Below are 15,683 nucleotides of genomic sequence, written 5' to 3'. Positions count from 1 at the left end.
CTGGAACCCAGCGGCGCGCGTGAGCGCGAACCTGTCGCAGATTCGATCTTCAAACTGCGTGCGTCGGATAGATTTCGCCTTCGGCGCCGCTGGGTTCCAGGTCTCCGCTACGCTGCGCCCGGAATGACGAAAGTAAAGGGTGCGCCGCCCTTACAGCGCCTCGGCGCCCAGCCGTGCGATCCACAGCTTGGCGCGACTGACCAACTCATCCTTGCGCCGCAGATCGGAGAGGTCCTCCGGCAGGCGGTCCAGCTGTTCGAAGCGGAAATCCTCGGGCGCGTGCGCCTTCCACGCCGCCTGAAGCGACCGATACGGACTGCCGCCGTGGCGCAGCGCGAACCACAGGCCGTTCTGTTCGGTGTCGATGTGGCGGCTCTTGCCGACCCAGGCCTGACCCGTCGCGCTGCAGATCACGGCATAGACGCCGGCGATGGTCACCCGCTCCTTGTATTCGGCGATCAGGGTCTTGCGGCTTGTGGTCATGACGGCCTTCCTTATTATCCGGGTATTATCCTATCTGCTAATTTTACCCGGGTAAATATATGGACGATGAGATTCGCCGACTGGTCCTGTTCGACGGCCCCGACCGGATCGCCAAGGGGTCCGAAGCCGTCGTGTCGGCCGCCTTCCAGACCGCCCTGTCGGCGTCGCCCCAGGCCGCTCTGCGCGTCTTCGACCTCCAGACCGGGCGCGCCGTCGATCTCGATCTGCGACCGGCGCCCCCACCCCGGCGCGGTCGCCCGCGCCTGGGCGTCGCCGCGCGCGAGGTTACCCTCCTGCCCCGTCACTGGGACTGGCTGGCGGCCCAGCCCGGCGGCGCCTCGGCCGCCCTGCGCCGTCTGGTTGAACAAGCCCGCAAGACCGGCGCCGACGACGATGCGCGCCGCCGCCGCACCGACGCCGCCTATGGCTTCATGGTCGAGATGGCTGGCGACGCCCCCGACTTCGAAGAGGCCAGCCGCGCCCTGTTCGCCGCCGACCGCGACCGCCTGACCGCCCTGATCACGCCCTGGCCTACCGACATCCAGGCCCAGATCTTGGAGCTGTTCGACGGCGAATAAGCGCGCCCTTCCGCACCATTTTTCCCGTCATCCTAGGCCTTGTGCCTAGGATCCAGACGCCCGGTCTTCGATGGTGCGCACCGGCACCTCCCGTGTTTATGGATCCTAGGCACGAGGCCTAGGATGACGAGCGAAAGAGAGACCCGCTCCGCCCCGAACGGCGCGCAAGAAACTGTGCTATCCCCCGCCCCGTGTCCGACCGCCTGAAAACCTTCATCCGCCAGCGCGCGGCCGAACTCGGCTTCGATGTCTGCCGCTTCGCCTCGGCGGCCGACGCCTGGCCGGCGGGCGAGCGGCTGCGGCGTTTCGTGGACGAGGGCCGGCATGGCGACATGGAGTGGATGCAGACGACGCTGGATCGCCGCCAGCACCCCACCGCCATGTGGGACGAGGCGCGGACCGCCATCGTCCTGGGCATGAACTACGGCCCCGACGACAATCCGCTGGACCAGCTGGCCGACCGCTCGGCCGGCTATATCTCGGTCTATGCGCGCGGCGACGACTATCACGAGGTCATCAAGGGCCGGCTGAAACAGCTGGCGGGTCAAATCGCGGCCCGCAACGGCGCCGACATCAAGGTCTTCGTCGACACCGCCCCATTAATGGAGAAGCCGTTGGCCCAGCGCGCCGGCCTGGGCTGGCAGGGCAAGCACACCAATCTGCTCAGCCGCACCCACGGCAACTGGCTGTTCCTGGGCACCATCCTGACCGCCGCCGAGATCGAGCCGGACGCGGCCGAGACCGAACACTGCGGCCGGTGCACCGCCTGTCTCGACGCCTGTCCGACCAAGGCCTTTCCCGCCCCGTTCCAGCTCGATGCCCGGCGCTGCCTGTCCTACCTGACCATCGAGTTCGCCGATCCCTGGCCGGTCGAGTTCCGCACCCTGACCGGCTCGCGCATCTATGGCTGCGATGACTGTCTGGCGGTCTGCCCGTGGAACAAGTTCGCGCAGGAAGCGCGCGAGATTCGGCTTTTGCCGCGCGAGGCCTTCGAAAGCCCCCGGCTGCACGACCTGCTGGCGCTGGACGACGCCGCCTTCCGCGCCCTGTTCACCAAGAGCCCGGTCAAGCGCATCGGCCGCGACCGCTTCCTGCGGAACGTCCTCTACGCCGTCGGCAACTCGGGCGACGCGTCCCTGATCGCCCCGACGAAAGCCCTGCTGGCCGACCCCTCGCCCCTGGTGCGCGGCGCCGCCGTCTGGGCGCTTTCGCGGCTGACATGCCCCGGTGAATTCGCGACCCTGGCCGAGGCTACCACAGAGACCGACCCCCAGGTCCTGGCCGAATGGCGACGGTCCGAAACCGCTCAACCCGCATAATCGCCGCAACGAACCGTAGCGATTTCAAAGCCCTGAAGACGACCAGCGACCGCTACCCCACCGCCCCTGCACGCTGGGTTATGATGCCGCCCTGGTCTTTGACATCCGCCCAACGACAGACTTGCAAACCGCTCGCAAAAATCTGCACTAAAGTGCACTCAAAAAATTCGCAGTGCACTTTTTTCGTCTCCTCCCCGCTTCGCGGGGAGGGGTACCGCGAAGCGGTGGAGGGGCTCTTGACGTCCCACAGGCGCTGGTGATGCGGCACAGAACCCCTCCGTCACGTCGCCAAGCGGCGCCGCGCCACCTCCCCGCTTCGCAGGGAGGAGATGGAAGCCGTCACCCCATCGCCGTCGCCGCACCCGATCCACCGCCCGGCACCTTGGCCACGTCCAGCAGTTTCAGCCGGAAGATCAGCACCGAATTCGCCGGGATCTTAGGGCTGTTGCGCTCGCCATAGCCCAGCTCGGGCGGGACATAGAGCAGCCATTCGTCGCCGACGCGCATCTTCTGCAGCGCCTCGGTCCAGCCCTTGACCACTTCCTCGGGCGTGAACACGGCCGGCGCGCCGCGCGCGAACGAGCTGTCGAACACGCTGTTGTCGACCAGCTTGCCCTCGTAATCGACCTTGACCAGGTCGTTGCGGTCCGGGCTGAGGCCGCTGGCCGGCCCCGCCTGCACCACCTTGTATTGCAGGCCGCTGGGCAGGGTCACGACGCCCTCGGCCTTGGCGTTCTCGGCCATGAAGGCGACCGCCTCGGCCTTGCCCGCGTTCGGATCGACCGGCTCGGCCTGGCCGCAGCCCGCCAGCAAGAAGGCCGCGACGATTGCCGCCTTACCCCATCCGAAGTTCATAGCCGCGTTCCTTCAAGGCCTCGCCGATCTCGTCGGCGTGGGCGCTATCGCGCGTTTCGACCATGATGTCGAACTCGGCGCCCTTGGCCGGCACGTCCAGCGCCAGGCGGTTGTGAACCACGTCGATGATGTTGCCGCCCAGGCCGCCGATCACCGCCGCCATGGCCGACAGCATGCCCGGCCGATCGTCGCCCAGGATGCGGTAAACCAGCAACCTCCGTTCACGGACCATCTCGCGATTCAGCACCACGGCCAGCATTCGCGCATCGATGTTTCCGCCGCACAGCTCCAGCCCGACCTTCATCCCCTTGAACCGCTCGGGATAGGCCAGCAGGGCCGCCAGACCGCCCGCCCCCGCGCCCTCGGACACCGTCTTCTCATAGGTGACGTAGTGGGCCACGGCCCGTTCGAAGTCCGCCTCCTCGCAGACGAAGACCTCGTCCACCAGCGGGTCGGCCAAAGCAAAGGGGATGTCGCCCACCGCCTTGATGGCGATGCCCTCGGCGATGGTCTGGCCGGTGCAGACCGGCGGCAGGCCCGCCCGCCGCGCGGTGAAGGACGGATAGCGCGCGGCCTCGACCCCGAACACCTTGATGTCCGGCTTCATCGCCTTGGCCGCGATGGCGCAGCCCGCGATCAGCCCGCCCCCGCCGATGGGGATGATCAGGGCCTCGATGTCGGGCGCATCCTCCAGGAACTCGATGGCGCACACCCCCTGGCCCGCCACGATGCCCGCGTCGTCGAAGGCCGAGACGAAGACATAGCCCTTCTCGACCTCCAGCCGCTTGGCCTCCTCGGTCGAACCGGTGAAGTCCAGCCCTTGGATCACGACCGTGGCCCCGTGCGACCGGGTGCCGTTGATCTTGGCGAAGGGCGTCCCCTCCGGCATCACGATGGTCACCGGCACCCCCAGCCGCCCGCCGTGATAGGCCAGGGCCTGGGCGTGGTTGCCGGCGCTGGCCGCCACCACCCCGCGCTTGCGCTCCTCGGGGCTCAGCATCAGCAGGCGGTTCAGCGCGCCGCGTTCCTTGAAGCTGCCGGTGAATTGCAGGTTGTCGAACTTGACCCAGACCTCGGCCCCGGTCAGCTGCGACAGCTTCCTGGAATAGCGGGTCGGGGTGTGGTCGACCTGACCGGCGATCCGGGCGCGGGCGGCTTGGATGTCGGCGAAGGTGACGGTCATGCGGGCGTTTCCGAGCTGTCGCGCCTCGACGAATGGGCGCGTTGTTCGGGTCTGTTTCGCGCGTTGCCGGGCCTGGGTCCAGAGGCGGACATCTTGACCGTGGAAGTCGGGCGCCGGGTCGTGCGATAGTGGGCTTGGTCGTCCCCGCGACCGTGACGATCATCGGAGAAGCCCCCCATGTCGATCCGCCCCTTCGCCGCCCCAGGCCTCGCCCTCGCCCTGGCCGCCGCCGCCCTTTCGGCCTGCGCCCCCACGACCGGAGGCGGCCTGCCATACGCCGGACCTGCGGCCTTCGACGAAGGTGACTTCGGCTGGTCCCAGATGCCCGGCCGCAACAGTATTCAGGGCCAGGTCGCCTTCGCCCAGGACGGCAAGGCCTTCGCCTGTGTCGCCAATGTCGGTCTCACCCCCGACACGCCCTACACCCGCGCCCGCTTCCGCACCCTGTACGGCTCGACCGAGCGTGCGGCCGTGCCGGCCGCCGTGGTCCGCGCCCGCACCGTCGCCGACGCCAACGCCGACTATCGGACCTATGTGCGCGATACGCGCTGCGAGAACGGCCGCTTCCGCTTCGATGACCTGCCGGACGGCGGCTGGTTCCTGATCGTGCCGGTGACGGCGGGCGATGCGCCTCTGGTGCTGATGCGGTCGGTTCAGACGCGCGGCGGCCGAGTCGTCGCCGTCACCCTGTGACCCGAGAGAGCCATGTCACGAAGATGCGACCCCGGTAACGCGGATCGCCATCTTCTGGCCGCGAGCGCCCCGGACTGATCGCCGCTTCTGTGCGAGAGTTCGGGGAGCGCTTTTTTTGTCCCAACACAACATCATAGGGTCCGAGGCCTTTACGCGAGGGCCGTCGGTCATCATCCGCAAATACAAGGCCGGCGGCATGCGGCGCCGCCGTTCCAAGACCATCGCGACCTTCATCGCCGGCGCGGGCGCCATGCTGGTGGTTGGCCTGATCGCCGCCGCCGCCGTCTATGGACCGACCATGGCCGGCGGCTGACGCCTGGCCGGCCCTCAGGCCAGCCAGACCATCATGCGGGTGTCCGCCTCGGCCCGACGCGCCTTGCTCCACGCCCGGCGCGTCTCGCCGGTGTAGAGGAAGCCCGCCTTTTCCAGCACGCGACCGGACGCCGGGTTGTCGGCGAAATGCCCGGCGACCAGCGCCCGACGCTTCCACTTGCGGCTGGCCCAGACCAGGGCGGCGTCCAGCGCCTCGGTGGCGAAGCCCCGACCCCAGTAGTCCCGCCCGATCCAGTAGCCCGTCTCGGGCACCCGATCCTCGCCCTCGAACAGGCCGATCACGCCGATCGGGCCGACGTCCTCATGGTCGATGACGAAGGTGTTGGCCCGCCTCGGATCCTGCGAGGCGACCTGCAGCACGAAGTCGTCGGCATGGCCGATGTGGAACGGGTGGGGCATGCGCTTGGTCATGCGCGCGATGTCCAGGTCGTTGGCCAGGGCCGCGATGCGCGGCGCATCCTGGGGCGCGGGCGCGCGCAGCACCAAACGCCGGGTCTCGACGACGGGAGAGGTTTCGATGACGCACATGGGCGTTGCCTCGGATCTTCAACCGTCTCCTTGAAGGGCTCGGACGGTCTTCGAGGCGGGGAAACGCAAACGGGGAGCCTGGTGATCCAGACTCCCCGCGGAATATAATCCCTGGTCCAGATCGGCTGCTTTCAGAAGCAACGCCGATCCGGGAAGGTCCAGATCGCGTTACTCGGCGGCCATCGCCACTTGGGCGTCGTCATTGGCCGCGAGGATCGACACGTAACAACGGCCGCCCGCTTTCTTGGTGAATTTCACCGCGCCGTGCGTCAGGGCGAACAGGGTGTGGTCGCGGCCCATGCCGATGTTCTCACCCGGGTGGAAGGTGGTGCCGCGTTGGCGCACGATGATGTTGCCGGCCAGCACGCGCTCGCCGCCATACTTCTTCACGCCAAGGCGCTTCGACTCGGAGTCGCGACCGTTACGCGACGAACCACCGGATTTCTTGTGAGCCATCTTGCCGCTCCGTCTTTCTTGAGTGTCCTACCGGCCTTTCGGCCTACTTGAGGACGCCACTCTGAACTGTCTGGCGCCGCGAGGCGCCGGTGAATGTCTTAGGCTTCGTCGCCGGCGGCTTCAGCCTTGGGCGCAGCCTTCTTCTTGGCCGGGGCCTTCTTGGCGGGAGCGGAGCTCTCGACCACGACGCCCTTGACCTCGGCGCCGTCCACGTCGGTCACGACCGTCTCGGTCGAACCCAGCGAAGACGTGGCGTCACGGGCGGCCAGGTTGCGGGCCCGCAGGTTGATCTCGGCCTTGGTCGTCAGATCGACCGTGCCGTCCCACTTGGCGGTCTCGCCGGCGCCGTCAATGCCGGTGATGCGCAGGACCGATTCCATCTGGCGGTGGCCGTTCGTACGGCGATAGCCCTGGCGACGGGTCTTCTTGAAGATCTTGATCTTCTCACCCTTGCGGGTCTCGACCAGGGTCGCGCCGACGAAGGCGCCGTCGATCAGGGGAGCGCCCAGGGTCACGCCCTTGTCGCCGCCCAGCATCAGGACGCTGTCGAACTTCAGCTCCGAGCCGGCGTCGCCGTCGAGCTTTTCGACGACGATGGTGTCGCCCGGTTGGACCCGGTACTGCTTGCCGCCGGTCTTGATCACCGCGTACATGTTGAAGCCTCAGCGCAAACGCAAAAAAAGATACGCCGTCCGAGGGCACCCCGGGCGGCGAAGAGCGGCGACATATACGGAAGGGTGTCCGAGAGTCAACGCCGAACCCGGCGGAAATTCAGCCCCGGACGGATTATCCCCCGTCGTCGCGGCCTGTGACGCTTCAGTCCCCGGACTCAATCCAGGGCGCAGATGTCGGGCAGGCCGCGCAGGGTTCCGGCGTGGTCCAGGCCATAGCCGACCAGGAAGCGGTTCGGCGCCTCCCAGCCGACGAAGTCCGGTTCCGGCGCACGCGGCGCAGGCCAGGGCTTCCTGGCGAAGACGCAGGTCAGGACCTCGGACGCGCCGGCCTCTTTGGCGATGCGGACCGCCTCGGCCAGCGACAGGCCGGTATCGAACACGTCGTCCAGGATCAGGACGCGACGGCCGGCGATGGGGCGTTGGAACGGGGCATAGACGTCGATGCGGCCCCGGCTGGTCTGTTCGTCGCCGTAGGAGGCCAGCCACAGGGCGTCGAAGCGGACGTTGCGGCCCACGCGCGACAGGGCGCGGGTCAGGTCGGCGGCGAACCACAGGCCGCCCGTCAGCAGCACGGCGGCGACGGTGTCGTCGTCGATCACCGGGGCGATACGCTGGGCCAGGTCGGCGACAATGCGCGCCACCTCGGCCTCGGGCAAGAGAACGGTCGGCGTCGGGGAGGGATCAGCCATGATGCGAGGCCGATACCGCCTCATCATGCCCCTTGTCCACCGCACCGACAGGCCGCGCGTCGATCGGCGCCGCAGTGTTCGGCGCATCGGCCCCAGGCGCGGTCGCCGAGCGCAGGCCGTGGGCGGCCGCAGCATCCGCTGCAGCAGGCGCATGGTCGGAAGTCGGTTCGGCCCCGTGCGACTCGGCTTTCTTGTCATCGTCATGCCCTGCGGCCGGCTTGGCCGGGGCAGGTTTCGCCGGGGCGAAGTCGACGCCGATGCCGGCGCCGTGTCCGCCCGGATCGGGGATCAGGGCGGCGAATCCCTGGACCTTGCCCGGCAGGACCGGCGCGGCGTCGATCTGGACGATCTTGAAGCCCACCTCGGCGCCGTTGGCGTCCACCAGGGCGACGCGGACGGGCGGCGAGACGATCTCGACGTCGCGAACATTGCGAATGGCGCCGGACACCACGACCATGCCGGGACGGCCGGGCGCGGCCTTGGCGGTCAGGGCCTCGAAGTCCAGCCCGACCGGGTTCACGGTCGCCCCGAAGAATTTGTAGGCCGAGGCCGCCTTGGGGAAGGCCTGGACGATCTCGACCCGAAACAGGAAGGCCGCCACGATCAGACCGATGAAGACGCTGGCCAGGCCGGCCCAGACGACGCCGTGGGCGGCGGCGCGACGCAGCTTCTTCTGGCGGTCGGCGCGGGCGCGGAAGGCGCGGGGCAGTTCCGGGGCGGGCGTCTCGGCCAGGCTGGCGGTCGGCGCGGGTTCCGGCTCCGGCGCAGGAGCGGCGGGGGCGATCTTGGGCTCGGGCGTCAGGGTCAGTTCCAGCGGTTCGTCGGGCGTGGCGCGCCACACTTCGCCGCACGACTGGCACCGCACCTTGCGGCCGTCGGGCCCGACCGCGTCGTCACGAATGAAATAGCTGGTGGCGCAGGCCGGGCAGGTCAGTATCATGTGGCTGACTGCGAGGCTGTCGCCCCCTCCCGTAAGGCGCGACGCCGCGCCCTGTTCCTGAAACACATACCATGCCGTCCTCGCCCGCCGAACCCGCCCCCGTGACTGAGACCGTTCGCCTGTCGGGCGTCGGCTTCGGCTATGTTGGCGCGCCCGATGTGCTGGGGGACGTTAACCTCATTCTGCCGCGTGGCTCTTTCCACTTCCTTACCGGGCCGTCCGGGGCCGGAAAGTCTTCGCTGCTGCGCCTGCTGACGCTGGCGGACCGGCCCAGGACGGGAACCATCCGCCTGTTCGGATCGGATGTCACCCACATCGACCGGCGCGACATCCCCGCTTTTCGACGGCGCATGGGGGTGGTGTTCCAGGACTTTCGCCTGCTGGATCACCTGTCCGCCTTCGACAATGTCGCCCTGCCGCTGCGCCTGGCGGGCGGATCGGAAGCCGACTATGCCGCCGATGTGCAGGAGATGCTGAAATGGGTCGGCCTTGGTCGTCGGATGGACGCGCGACCTCCCGCCCTTTCCGGCGGCGAGAAACAGCGGCTGGCCATCGCCCGCGCCGTCATCACCCGACCCGGCCTGATCGTGGCGGACGAACCGACCGGCAGCGTCGACGCCGTCATGGCCGACAAGCTGCTGCGGCTGTTCCAGTCGCTGAACAAGCTGGGGGCCACCGTCCTGATCGCCAGCCATGACGAGGCCCTGGCCCAGAGGTCGGGCGCGCGCGTCCTGAGGCTGGACGCCGGGCGTCTGAGCGAACCGTCGCGGGTCGCCGCATGATCCGCCTGTCCGATTTCAGCCTGTCCAGCCGCCGGCCCGGCCTGCTGCCGCCCGCCGCAGCAGGCGAGCCGTGGCTGATGACCGTCATTGCGGTCCTGTGTTTCCTGGCCTGTCTGGCCGCCGTCGCCGCGTCAGCTGCGGATCGCGCCGCCCACGGCTGGGCCGGGCAACTGGGCGCCGAGGCCACGGTGCAGGTGCGCCCCAGTGTCGGCGAGACCGGCGACACCGCCGCCGCCCGCGCGGCCGAGACCCTGTCGGGCGTCGACGGGGTGGAAGAAGCCGCCGCCCTGAGCCGCAAGGCGGCCGAGGACCTGCTGCGGCCCTGGCTGGGCGACGCGGTCCTGCCGGACCTGCCCGTGCCGCATCTGGTGACGGTGCGGCTGAACGCCCAGGCGCCCGCCAGCGCCGTGACCCTGAGCCGCGCCCTGGCCGAAGCCGGGCTGGATGCGACAGTAGACGACCACAGCCTGTGGCGCGGCGAGGTCGAGCGGTCCGCCGCCCTGATCACGGCCCTGGCCGGCGCCGCCTTCCTGGCCATCGCCTTCGCCGCCGCCGCCGCTATCGCCTATGCGACCCGCGCGGGTCTTGCGGCCGGGCAAGGCGTGATCGAGACCCTGAGCCTGAACGGGGCGACCGACGGGGCCATCGCCTGGCTGTTCCAGCGGCGATTCGGCCTGATGGCGGCGGGCGCGGGCGCGATTGGGGCCGGGCTGGCTGCGATCCTGCTGGCCTTCCTGAGGTTCCTGGGCGGATCGGACGGGCTGTCGGCGGCGTTGCCGATCACCTGGAGCGACCTTGCGCTGCTCTCGCCATGCCCTCTGCTCGCGGCTACGGTTGCGGTTCTCGCGGCGAGATTCGCCGCCATGCGGGTGCTGGCGTCAGGCAGGCCGACAGAAGGGGGAGGCGCATGAGACTGTTGAGCGTCATCGCCATCGCGGCCCTGATCTGGCTGGTCGGCCTGTTCGCCTTCGCCCATCGGGTGCGCGAGCTGACGCCCGCCGACGATCCCGCACGCGCCGACGCCATCGTCGCCCTGACCGGCCCCTCGTCCGAACGGGTCAACACCGCCATCCGCCTGCTGGAACAGGGCAAGGGCGAGCGGGTGCTGATCTCGGGCGTCAATCGCGAGGTCCGTCGCCGCGAACTGCGTGAGCTGACGCCCGGCTCCAGCCGCCTGTTCAACTGCTGCGTCGATCTGGGCTTCGAGGCCGAGGACACCGTCGGCAACGCCCAGGAGATCGCCGCCTGGACCCGCGCCAAGGGCTATCGCAGCCTGATCGTGGTCACCTCCGACTATCATATGCCGCGTTCGCTGGTCGAAATCCGGGGCCAGCTGCCAGGGGTGAAGCTGACGCCTTACGCCATCTCCACCCCGTCGCTGGACAATGCGCGCTGGTGGCGGGCGGCGGTGACGGCGCGGCGCATGACGCTGGAATATATGAAATACCTGGCCGTCCTGGGTCGCGAGGGCGTGCGTCGCATCACCCGCGACCGGCCCGCCGCCGTAACGCCCTCCACCGACACGTCTCCTGACGAAAAGGCCGCGCCTTAAGTGAACACCCTGCGTTCCCTGCTCTTCACCGCCTGGCTCTATCTGTCGATGCCGGTCATCGCCGTCGGCCTGTCGCCCGCCCTCCTGGGACCGCATCGCTATGCCCAGGGCGTGTGCCGACTGTGGGCCAAGATCGTCCTGTTCGGCCTGCGCTGGATCGCCGGGGTCAAGGTCGAGGTGCGCGGGCTGGAACACGCCCCTTCCGGCGCGGCCTTGATCGCGTCGAAACACCAGGGGATGCTGGACATCGTCGCCCTGCTGGCCGTGCTGCCCGACGCCTGTTTCGTGATGAAGAAGGAACTGATGCCCCTGCCCTTCTTCGGCTGGTTCGCCTGGAAGGCCAAGATGATCGCGGTGGACCGCGCCGGTCACGCCAAGGCCCTGAAGGACATGACCCGCCAGGCGCGCGAGCGCCTGTCCGAAGGCCGCCAGATCGTCATCTTCCCCGAGGGCACCCGCAACGATCCCGGCGTGCCCGGCGACTACAAGCCCGGCGTCGCGGCCATTTATCGCGATCTGGAAGGCCCCTGCTGGCCCGTCGCCACCAACTCCGGCGTCCACTGGCCGGCCCATGGTTTCCGCCGCTATCCGGGCACGGTGGTGTTCGAATTCCTGGAGCCGATCCCGGGCCAGCTGAAGCGCGGCGCCATGATGGCGTTGCTGGAAAGTCGCATCGAGACGGCTTCGGTCGCCCTTTTGGAGCCAAAGGCCCAGCTAGCGCATTCTGATCCGGCCTGAACTCCCCGCTCGGGCGCAAATCATGGAAACGCCCGATGCTTCGCCCCCTTCTGCTCTCCGTCGCCTTCGCCGCCGTGGCCGGCTCCGCCCTGGCCCAGTCGCAGCCCTATGAGCAGGTCGAGGCCCCCAAGACCTGGCGGGTCGAGGTCGGCGGCGGGATCACCCACGGCTTCAGCGCGACGGGCAATACCGGCGACGACATCAACTACACCGCCTGGGGTTCGGCCAACTACAAGGACGTGGTTTATGCCAACGGGCTGGACGGCGTGGGCTGGAATGCGGTCAAGAGCGACGACTTGCGCGCCGGGGTCCAACTTCGCCCGCGCTTCTCGGCCGGCGACATCGAGGGTTCCAGCCTGGAACGCCCGGGTCTGGGCGCTGACGCCGCCCTGTATGCCTACAAGCGGTTCGGCGGGATCGTGGTCGGCGGCCGCATCGCCCAGGACGTCTCGGGCGACGACGCCGGAATGCAGTATTTCGCCTCGGTCGGCCATCAACGCGTGACGCCGGTCGGCCTGCTGCGGGTCAGCGGCTACGTCACCGGCGGCGACGACAAGCGCCTGCAACGCTATTACGGCATCACGACCGAGCAGGCGCCGGGCAGCGGCTATCAACCCTACGAGGCGTCAGGCGGCCTGTCGGGCGCGGGCGCCGTCGCCTTCCTGGCCATTCCGGTCGGCAAGCGTTTCGGTCTGGGCGGCTTCGTCAACTATGAGCAGCGCCTTGGCGACACCAAGGACAGCCCCCTGGTCGACGACGAAGGCATCTGGCGCGCCGGCCTGATCGGCGTAGTGCGGTTTTCCAGCGCGGACTGACGGTCGATCCGTCTCCTCCCTATCGCGCAGCGATGGGGAGGTGGCACGGCGCGTCTTCGCGCCGTGACGGAGGGGCTCTGCAATACAGGACAGGCGTCTGTGGGCTTGAAGAGCCCCTCCACCGCTACACGGTCCCCCTCCCCGCTTCGCGGGGAGGAGACGATTGCGTCAGCTCGCCGCGAACTCGCTCAGCGCGTCGATCACGGCGCGGTTCTGGTCTTCCGTGCCGATGGTGATGCGCAGGGCCTGGGGCAGGCCGTAGCCGCCGACGGGGCGCACGATGATGCCCTTGGTGTTGAGGTATTCGTTGGCGGCGGCGGCGCGTTCGGCGCCATCGAACATCACCAGCACGAAGTTGCCGGCGCTGGGCAGCACCTCCAGGCCGAAGCCGCGCAGGGCCTGGGTCAGGCGCGGCTTCCAGTTCGACACCAGGTCGCGCGACGCCGTCTGGTGCGCCTCGTCGAACAGGGCGGCGGTCGCGGCGTCGACGCCTGGCACCGAGACGTTGAACGGCAGGCGGATGCGGTCGATGGCCTCGGCGACCTTCAGCGGCGCATAGCCGAAGCCGATGCGCAGACCGCCCAGGCCGTGGATCTTGGAGAAGGTGCGGGTGACGACGATGTTCTGTGCGTCGCGGGCCAGCGGGAATGCGGTCTCCCAATCGGCCTCGGTTACATATTCCGCATAGGCCTCGTCCACGACCAGGATGACGTGGGCCGGCAGGGCGGCGTGCAGGCGGCGAATTTCCTCGCCCGTATTGTAGCTGCCGGTCGGGTTCGACGGGTTGGAAACATAGACGATCTTGGTCCGGTCATCGACCTGGGCCAGCAGCGCATCGACCTCGACCTTGAAGTTCGGCTCAGGCGCCAGCTTGACCTGGGCCTCGCAGCCCAGGGCGCTGATCCGGTAGGCCAGGAAGCCGTACTGGCCGCAGACGATGTTGTCGCCGGCCGTCAGATAGGTCTGGTTCAGCAGGGCGAAAACCTCGTCCGAGCCATTGCCGAAGATCAGGCGTTCAGGCTCCAGCCCGTGGATCTCGGCCGCCGCATCGCGCAGCTTGGTCGCCCGGCCGTCGGGATAGACGTGGATGTTCTTGATCGCGGCTTCATAGGCGGACCGCGCCTTTTCGCCCGCGCCCAGCATGTTCTCATTCGAGGACAGCTTCAACGGCTCGGCGACGCCGGCGATGAACGACTTGCCGCCGACATAGGGGGCGATGTCGAGGATGCCGGGCTTGGGGGCGGGCGCGTCGGTCATGGGAAACCTTGAACTAATAGATGGGGGCGGCGCCGATGACGCCGTTCAGGCGGCCGGGCGCGGTCTTCAGCCGCCCGTCCTCGGGCTGCACATAGCCCGTCAGCATGAACAGCTTCAAGCCGCCCGCCGCCGCCAACGGATCGGCGACCAGTCCGGCCTCGCCCAGGGCCTCGACGATCTTGGTCTCGGACCAGCCGCTGTCGGTGACCCAGAAGCTGCGGTCGTCGCCGGTCGGGCCGGAGGTTTCCTTCGACACCACAAAGGCCTGGGGCCGGCCGCGTCGGTCGTCCGGCAAGGCGCCGACGATCTTCAGCTCGGGCCGGGCCAGCAGACGCCCCCACCACGGCCGGTCGGGCGTCAGGTCGATCACCGCGCGCGACCCGGCCTCGACCGCCTTCAAGGCGTCGTCCGCCGACATCGGGCGAGATCCCAGGCCGTAGCGATCGACCGCCAGAGCCTGGGCCAGGCCGCCGCAGACGACCAGCGCCGGGCCGGTGGCGACCTCCAGCCGGCCCCACACCGCCTTGACGGCCCCCGCTTCGGAAGGCGACGCGCCGTCCAGCAACTGGCGCAAGGCGATGGCCGAGGCGTCGGCCCGGTCGCGCGGCCCCGCCGCCACGCGTGCCTTCACCGCCTCGACCAGGGCGCGGTCCAGCGCCAGCAAGGCCTCGTTCGTCTCGGGTTCGTTCAACAGGGCCATCAGAACAGCTTGGGCGCCGGGGCCAGGGGGAAGGGCCCGAGCCAGGTGCGGCCGTCGCGGAACACCAGCGTCAGGGGCAGTTGCTCCTGGCCCGTCGCCTTTCCTGTTGCTTGGGCGGCGCCCGCCGCAGCAGCGGCCCCGGCCGCGCCGATCCGGTTGACCGGCCCCTGCCGCGTCGCCATCAGACCGGCCAGCGCGGGCAGAGGCTTCTGCGCCTGCAGTTCCACCTGACCCGTCAGGCGGCCGTTCGCATCGGCGCGCAACACGGCGCTGCTGAGGGTCGCGCGGCTGTCCCCCGCCTGCAGGTCGCCGCGCACATTGCGGAACGTCCCGCCTGCCTTCGTCCAGGCCGAGAAGACCCCGGCCGCATCGCCGCCGGTTTTCAACAGGCTGGCCTGGCCGATCACGGCCTCAAGCTGGGTGGTCAGGCGGCCGTCCTGGGCGAAGCCTTCGACCGGGCCGTCGGCGCGCCCCTGGCCGTCCACCAGGCGGAACATGACATCGACGTCGTCGGTGGGCGCCGTCGAGCCTTCCAGATGCGGCCGGGCGTAAAATTCGATCCGCGCGGCGCGCGCGATGGGAAAGGGTTCGGCGCCGGTCTGGGTCGTAAAGACCGGATTGACCATCTCCAGCGCCAGATTGGGCCAGCGCTGGTCTATGCCGCTGGCGCTCATGCGGATCGCGTCGCCCTTGACCGCGACCTCGCCCTTGCCGGCGCGGGTCAGCATCAGCCCCTGCGGCGCCACCACCACCCATTTTGTCGGCTGATAGGCATTGGCCTCGGCGTTCAGTTCGGCCGCATTGATCGCGTGACCCGACGGCGTCTCGACCACCAGCTGGGTCAGGCCGACACGCGCGCGGAAGGGCCAGCCGGTGATGGTCTTGCCCGCGAACCGCACGTCCCACCCGTCCTGACGCAGGGTCTGGACCTGGGCCTCAAGCCGCGTGTCGATCTGGCGCGTCAGAAAGACCCACCAGCCGGTCCAGGCCGCCAAGGCGATCAGCACGAGGATGAAGGGCGCATAAAGGCCCTTGCGGCTGGGTCGCTTGGTCGTGGCGTCGGTCATGAAAACTCCGGTGTTCGGCGGTCCTATAGCGCAACGAACGG

20 protein-coding genes are annotated in these 15,683 nt (G+C 69.0%); 9 read left to right on the top strand and 11 right to left on the bottom strand.

The genetic code is table 11. From position 1 onward, the window contains the following. Positions 1-150: 150 nt before the first annotated feature. Positions 151-483 (bottom strand): GIY-YIG nuclease family protein, encoded by a 333-nt coding sequence (locus tag CHRYSEO8AT_RS07995; RefSeq protein WP_159848796.1) that lies wholly within the window; start codon positions 481-483, stop codon positions 151-153. A 59-nt stretch (positions 484-542) separates the two neighbouring features. Here CHRYSEO8AT_RS07995 and CHRYSEO8AT_RS07990 point away from each other — a divergent pair, with 59 nt between their 5' ends. Then, the gene (locus CHRYSEO8AT_RS07990; protein ID WP_159848793.1) at positions 543-1,061 is read left to right on the top strand and encodes a DUF2239 family protein; all 519 of its coding nucleotides are present in this window, start codon (positions 543-545) and stop codon (positions 1,059-1,061) included. A 191-nt stretch (positions 1,062-1,252) separates the two neighbouring features. Continuing rightward, entirely contained in the window at positions 1,253-2,380 is a 1,128-nt protein-coding gene (queG, locus tag CHRYSEO8AT_RS07985; protein ID WP_159848790.1) for a tRNA epoxyqueuosine(34) reductase QueG, read from the top strand. Positions 2,381-2,719: 339 nt separating this feature from the next. On the opposite strand, the gene CHRYSEO8AT_RS07980 is transcribed toward queG, so the two are convergent. Further along, on the bottom strand, positions 2,720-3,235 hold the full coding sequence (locus CHRYSEO8AT_RS07980) for an FKBP-type peptidyl-prolyl cis-trans isomerase (protein WP_159848787.1): 516 nt from the start codon (positions 3,233-3,235) through the stop codon (positions 2,720-2,722). After that, complete coding sequence (locus CHRYSEO8AT_RS07975; RefSeq protein WP_159848784.1) at positions 3,216-4,418, bottom strand: threonine ammonia-lyase; 1,203 nt, start codon at positions 4,416-4,418, stop codon at positions 3,216-3,218. The genes CHRYSEO8AT_RS07980 and CHRYSEO8AT_RS07975 overlap by 20 nt, the downstream gene beginning before the upstream one ends. Before the next feature lie 177 nt (positions 4,419-4,595). Between CHRYSEO8AT_RS07975 and CHRYSEO8AT_RS07970 the strand changes: the two genes are divergently transcribed. Further along, a complete protein-coding gene (locus CHRYSEO8AT_RS07970; protein WP_159848781.1) occupies positions 4,596-5,111 on the top strand; it encodes a hypothetical protein in 516 nt (171 codons plus the stop codon). Between the two features lie 115 nt (positions 5,112-5,226). Next, positions 5,227-5,424 (top strand): hypothetical protein, encoded by a 198-nt coding sequence (locus CHRYSEO8AT_RS07965; RefSeq protein WP_159848778.1) that lies wholly within the window; start codon positions 5,227-5,229, stop codon positions 5,422-5,424. 14 nt (positions 5,425-5,438) lie between these two features. Here the strand turns inward: CHRYSEO8AT_RS07965 and CHRYSEO8AT_RS07960 are convergent, their stop codons facing one another. From CHRYSEO8AT_RS07960 to CHRYSEO8AT_RS07940, 5 genes are all read right to left on the bottom strand, one after another. Next, entirely contained in the window at positions 5,439-5,972 is a 534-nt protein-coding gene (locus CHRYSEO8AT_RS07960) for a GNAT family N-acetyltransferase (RefSeq protein WP_159848775.1), read from the bottom strand. Between the two features lie 168 nt (positions 5,973-6,140). Continuing rightward, positions 6,141-6,428: a 50S ribosomal protein L27 gene (gene rpmA / locus CHRYSEO8AT_RS07955; RefSeq protein ID WP_159848772.1), complete on the bottom strand. Its 288-nt coding sequence runs from the start codon at positions 6,426-6,428 to the stop codon at positions 6,141-6,143. 98 nt (positions 6,429-6,526) lie between these two features. Beyond that, positions 6,527-7,081: a 50S ribosomal protein L21 gene (gene rplU / locus CHRYSEO8AT_RS07950; RefSeq protein ID WP_159848769.1), complete on the bottom strand. Its 555-nt coding sequence runs from the start codon at positions 7,079-7,081 to the stop codon at positions 6,527-6,529. A 176-nt stretch (positions 7,082-7,257) separates the two neighbouring features. Then, positions 7,258-7,791, bottom strand: coding sequence for a phosphoribosyltransferase (locus tag CHRYSEO8AT_RS07945; RefSeq protein ID WP_159848766.1), 534 nt, complete (start codon positions 7,789-7,791; stop codon positions 7,258-7,260). Then, complete coding sequence (locus tag CHRYSEO8AT_RS07940) at positions 7,784-8,731, bottom strand: MJ0042-type zinc finger domain-containing protein (RefSeq protein WP_159848763.1); 948 nt, start codon at positions 8,729-8,731, stop codon at positions 7,784-7,786. Before CHRYSEO8AT_RS07940 ends, CHRYSEO8AT_RS07945 begins: the two co-directional genes overlap by 8 nt. 71 nt (positions 8,732-8,802) lie before the next feature. On the opposite strand from CHRYSEO8AT_RS07940, the gene CHRYSEO8AT_RS07935 reads away from it, so the two are divergent. From CHRYSEO8AT_RS07935 to CHRYSEO8AT_RS07915, 5 genes are read left to right on the top strand one after another with little or no spacing between them, the layout of a single operon-like run. Beyond that, on the top strand, positions 8,803-9,513 hold the full coding sequence (locus CHRYSEO8AT_RS07935; protein ID WP_159848760.1) for a cell division ATP-binding protein FtsE: 711 nt from the start codon (positions 8,803-8,805) through the stop codon (positions 9,511-9,513). After that, positions 9,510-10,424, top strand: coding sequence for an ABC transporter permease (locus CHRYSEO8AT_RS07930; RefSeq protein ID WP_159848757.1), 915 nt, complete (start codon positions 9,510-9,512; stop codon positions 10,422-10,424). Before CHRYSEO8AT_RS07935 ends, CHRYSEO8AT_RS07930 begins: the two co-directional genes overlap by 4 nt. Next, the gene (locus CHRYSEO8AT_RS07925; RefSeq protein ID WP_159848754.1) at positions 10,421-11,065 is read left to right on the top strand and encodes a YdcF family protein; all 645 of its coding nucleotides are present in this window, start codon (positions 10,421-10,423) and stop codon (positions 11,063-11,065) included. Before CHRYSEO8AT_RS07930 ends, CHRYSEO8AT_RS07925 begins: the two co-directional genes overlap by 4 nt. Continuing rightward, the gene (locus CHRYSEO8AT_RS07920) at positions 11,066-11,803 is read left to right on the top strand and encodes a 1-acyl-sn-glycerol-3-phosphate acyltransferase (RefSeq protein WP_159848751.1); all 738 of its coding nucleotides are present in this window, start codon (positions 11,066-11,068) and stop codon (positions 11,801-11,803) included. A 35-nt stretch (positions 11,804-11,838) separates the two neighbouring features. Further along, entirely contained in the window at positions 11,839-12,618 is a 780-nt protein-coding gene (locus CHRYSEO8AT_RS07915; protein WP_159848748.1) for a MipA/OmpV family protein, read from the top strand. Positions 12,619-12,786: 168 nt separating this feature from the next. Here CHRYSEO8AT_RS07915 and hisC read toward each other — a convergent pair whose 3' ends face one another. The 3 genes from hisC to CHRYSEO8AT_RS07900 are packed head-to-tail and all read right to left on the bottom strand — an operon-like array spanning position 12,787 to position 15,642. Further along, positions 12,787-13,875 carry a histidinol-phosphate transaminase gene (gene hisC, locus CHRYSEO8AT_RS07910; RefSeq protein WP_159848745.1) on the bottom strand — a complete coding sequence of 363 codons (1,089 nt, stop codon included), beginning with the start codon at positions 13,873-13,875 and terminating at the stop codon, positions 12,787-12,789. 13 nt (positions 13,876-13,888) lie between these two features. Next, positions 13,889-14,575 carry a hypothetical protein gene (locus tag CHRYSEO8AT_RS07905; protein ID WP_159848742.1) on the bottom strand — a complete coding sequence of 229 codons (687 nt, stop codon included), beginning with the start codon at positions 14,573-14,575 and terminating at the stop codon, positions 13,889-13,891. After that, positions 14,575-15,642, bottom strand: a complete 1,068-nt coding sequence (locus CHRYSEO8AT_RS07900; protein ID WP_159848739.1) for a DUF2125 domain-containing protein — start codon at positions 15,640-15,642, stop codon at positions 14,575-14,577. The genes CHRYSEO8AT_RS07905 and CHRYSEO8AT_RS07900 overlap by 1 nt, the downstream gene beginning before the upstream one ends. Positions 15,643-15,683: the final 41 nt, after the last annotated feature.

The sequence above is a fragment of the Brevundimonas sp. G8 genome, from assembly GCF_902506205.1.
Classification (GTDB): Bacteria; Pseudomonadota; Alphaproteobacteria; order Caulobacterales; family Caulobacteraceae; genus Brevundimonas.
Note: the sequence above shows the minus strand (reverse complement) of the source record. Positions and strands in the feature narration are given on the sequence as shown.

What these genes read in the sequence shown, in the direction of transcription:
- CHRYSEO8AT_RS07995 (WP_159848796.1), bottom strand. Translation starts at nt 483, where the DNA reads ATGACCACAAGCCGCAAGACCCTGATCGCCGAATACAAGGAGCGGGTG.
- CHRYSEO8AT_RS07990 (WP_159848793.1), top strand. Translation starts at nt 543, where the DNA reads ATGGACGATGAGATTCGCCGACTGGTCCTGTTCGACGGCCCCGACCGG.
- CHRYSEO8AT_RS07980 (WP_159848787.1), bottom strand. Translation starts at nt 3,235, where the DNA reads ATGAACTTCGGATGGGGTAAGGCGGCAATCGTCGCGGCCTTCTTGCTG.
- CHRYSEO8AT_RS07975 (WP_159848784.1), bottom strand. Translation starts at nt 4,418, where the DNA reads ATGACCGTCACCTTCGCCGACATCCAAGCCGCCCGCGCCCGGATCGCC.
- CHRYSEO8AT_RS07970 (WP_159848781.1), top strand. Translation starts at nt 4,596, where the DNA reads ATGTCGATCCGCCCCTTCGCCGCCCCAGGCCTCGCCCTCGCCCTGGCC.
- CHRYSEO8AT_RS07960 (WP_159848775.1), bottom strand. Translation starts at nt 5,972, where the DNA reads ATGTGCGTCATCGAAACCTCTCCCGTCGTCGAGACCCGGCGTTTGGTG.
- rpmA (WP_159848772.1), bottom strand. Translation starts at nt 6,428, where the DNA reads ATGGCTCACAAGAAATCCGGTGGTTCGTCGCGTAACGGTCGCGACTCC.
- rplU (WP_159848769.1), bottom strand. Translation starts at nt 7,081, where the DNA reads ATGTACGCGGTGATCAAGACCGGCGGCAAGCAGTACCGGGTCCAACCG.
- CHRYSEO8AT_RS07945 (WP_159848766.1), bottom strand. Translation starts at nt 7,791, where the DNA reads ATGGCTGATCCCTCCCCGACGCCGACCGTTCTCTTGCCCGAGGCCGAG.
- CHRYSEO8AT_RS07940 (WP_159848763.1), bottom strand. Translation starts at nt 8,731, where the DNA reads ATGATACTGACCTGCCCGGCCTGCGCCACCAGCTATTTCATTCGTGAC.
- CHRYSEO8AT_RS07935 (WP_159848760.1), top strand. Translation starts at nt 8,803, where the DNA reads ATGCCGTCCTCGCCCGCCGAACCCGCCCCCGTGACTGAGACCGTTCGC.
- CHRYSEO8AT_RS07930 (WP_159848757.1), top strand. Translation starts at nt 9,510, where the DNA reads ATGATCCGCCTGTCCGATTTCAGCCTGTCCAGCCGCCGGCCCGGCCTG.
- CHRYSEO8AT_RS07925 (WP_159848754.1), top strand. Translation starts at nt 10,421, where the DNA reads ATGAGACTGTTGAGCGTCATCGCCATCGCGGCCCTGATCTGGCTGGTC.
- CHRYSEO8AT_RS07915 (WP_159848748.1), top strand. Translation starts at nt 11,839, where the DNA reads ATGCTTCGCCCCCTTCTGCTCTCCGTCGCCTTCGCCGCCGTGGCCGGC.
- hisC (WP_159848745.1), bottom strand. Translation starts at nt 13,875, where the DNA reads ATGACCGACGCGCCCGCCCCCAAGCCCGGCATCCTCGACATCGCCCCC.
- CHRYSEO8AT_RS07905 (WP_159848742.1), bottom strand. Translation starts at nt 14,575, where the DNA reads ATGGCCCTGTTGAACGAACCCGAGACGAACGAGGCCTTGCTGGCGCTG.
- CHRYSEO8AT_RS07900 (WP_159848739.1), bottom strand. Translation starts at nt 15,642, where the DNA reads ATGACCGACGCCACGACCAAGCGACCCAGCCGCAAGGGCCTTTATGCG.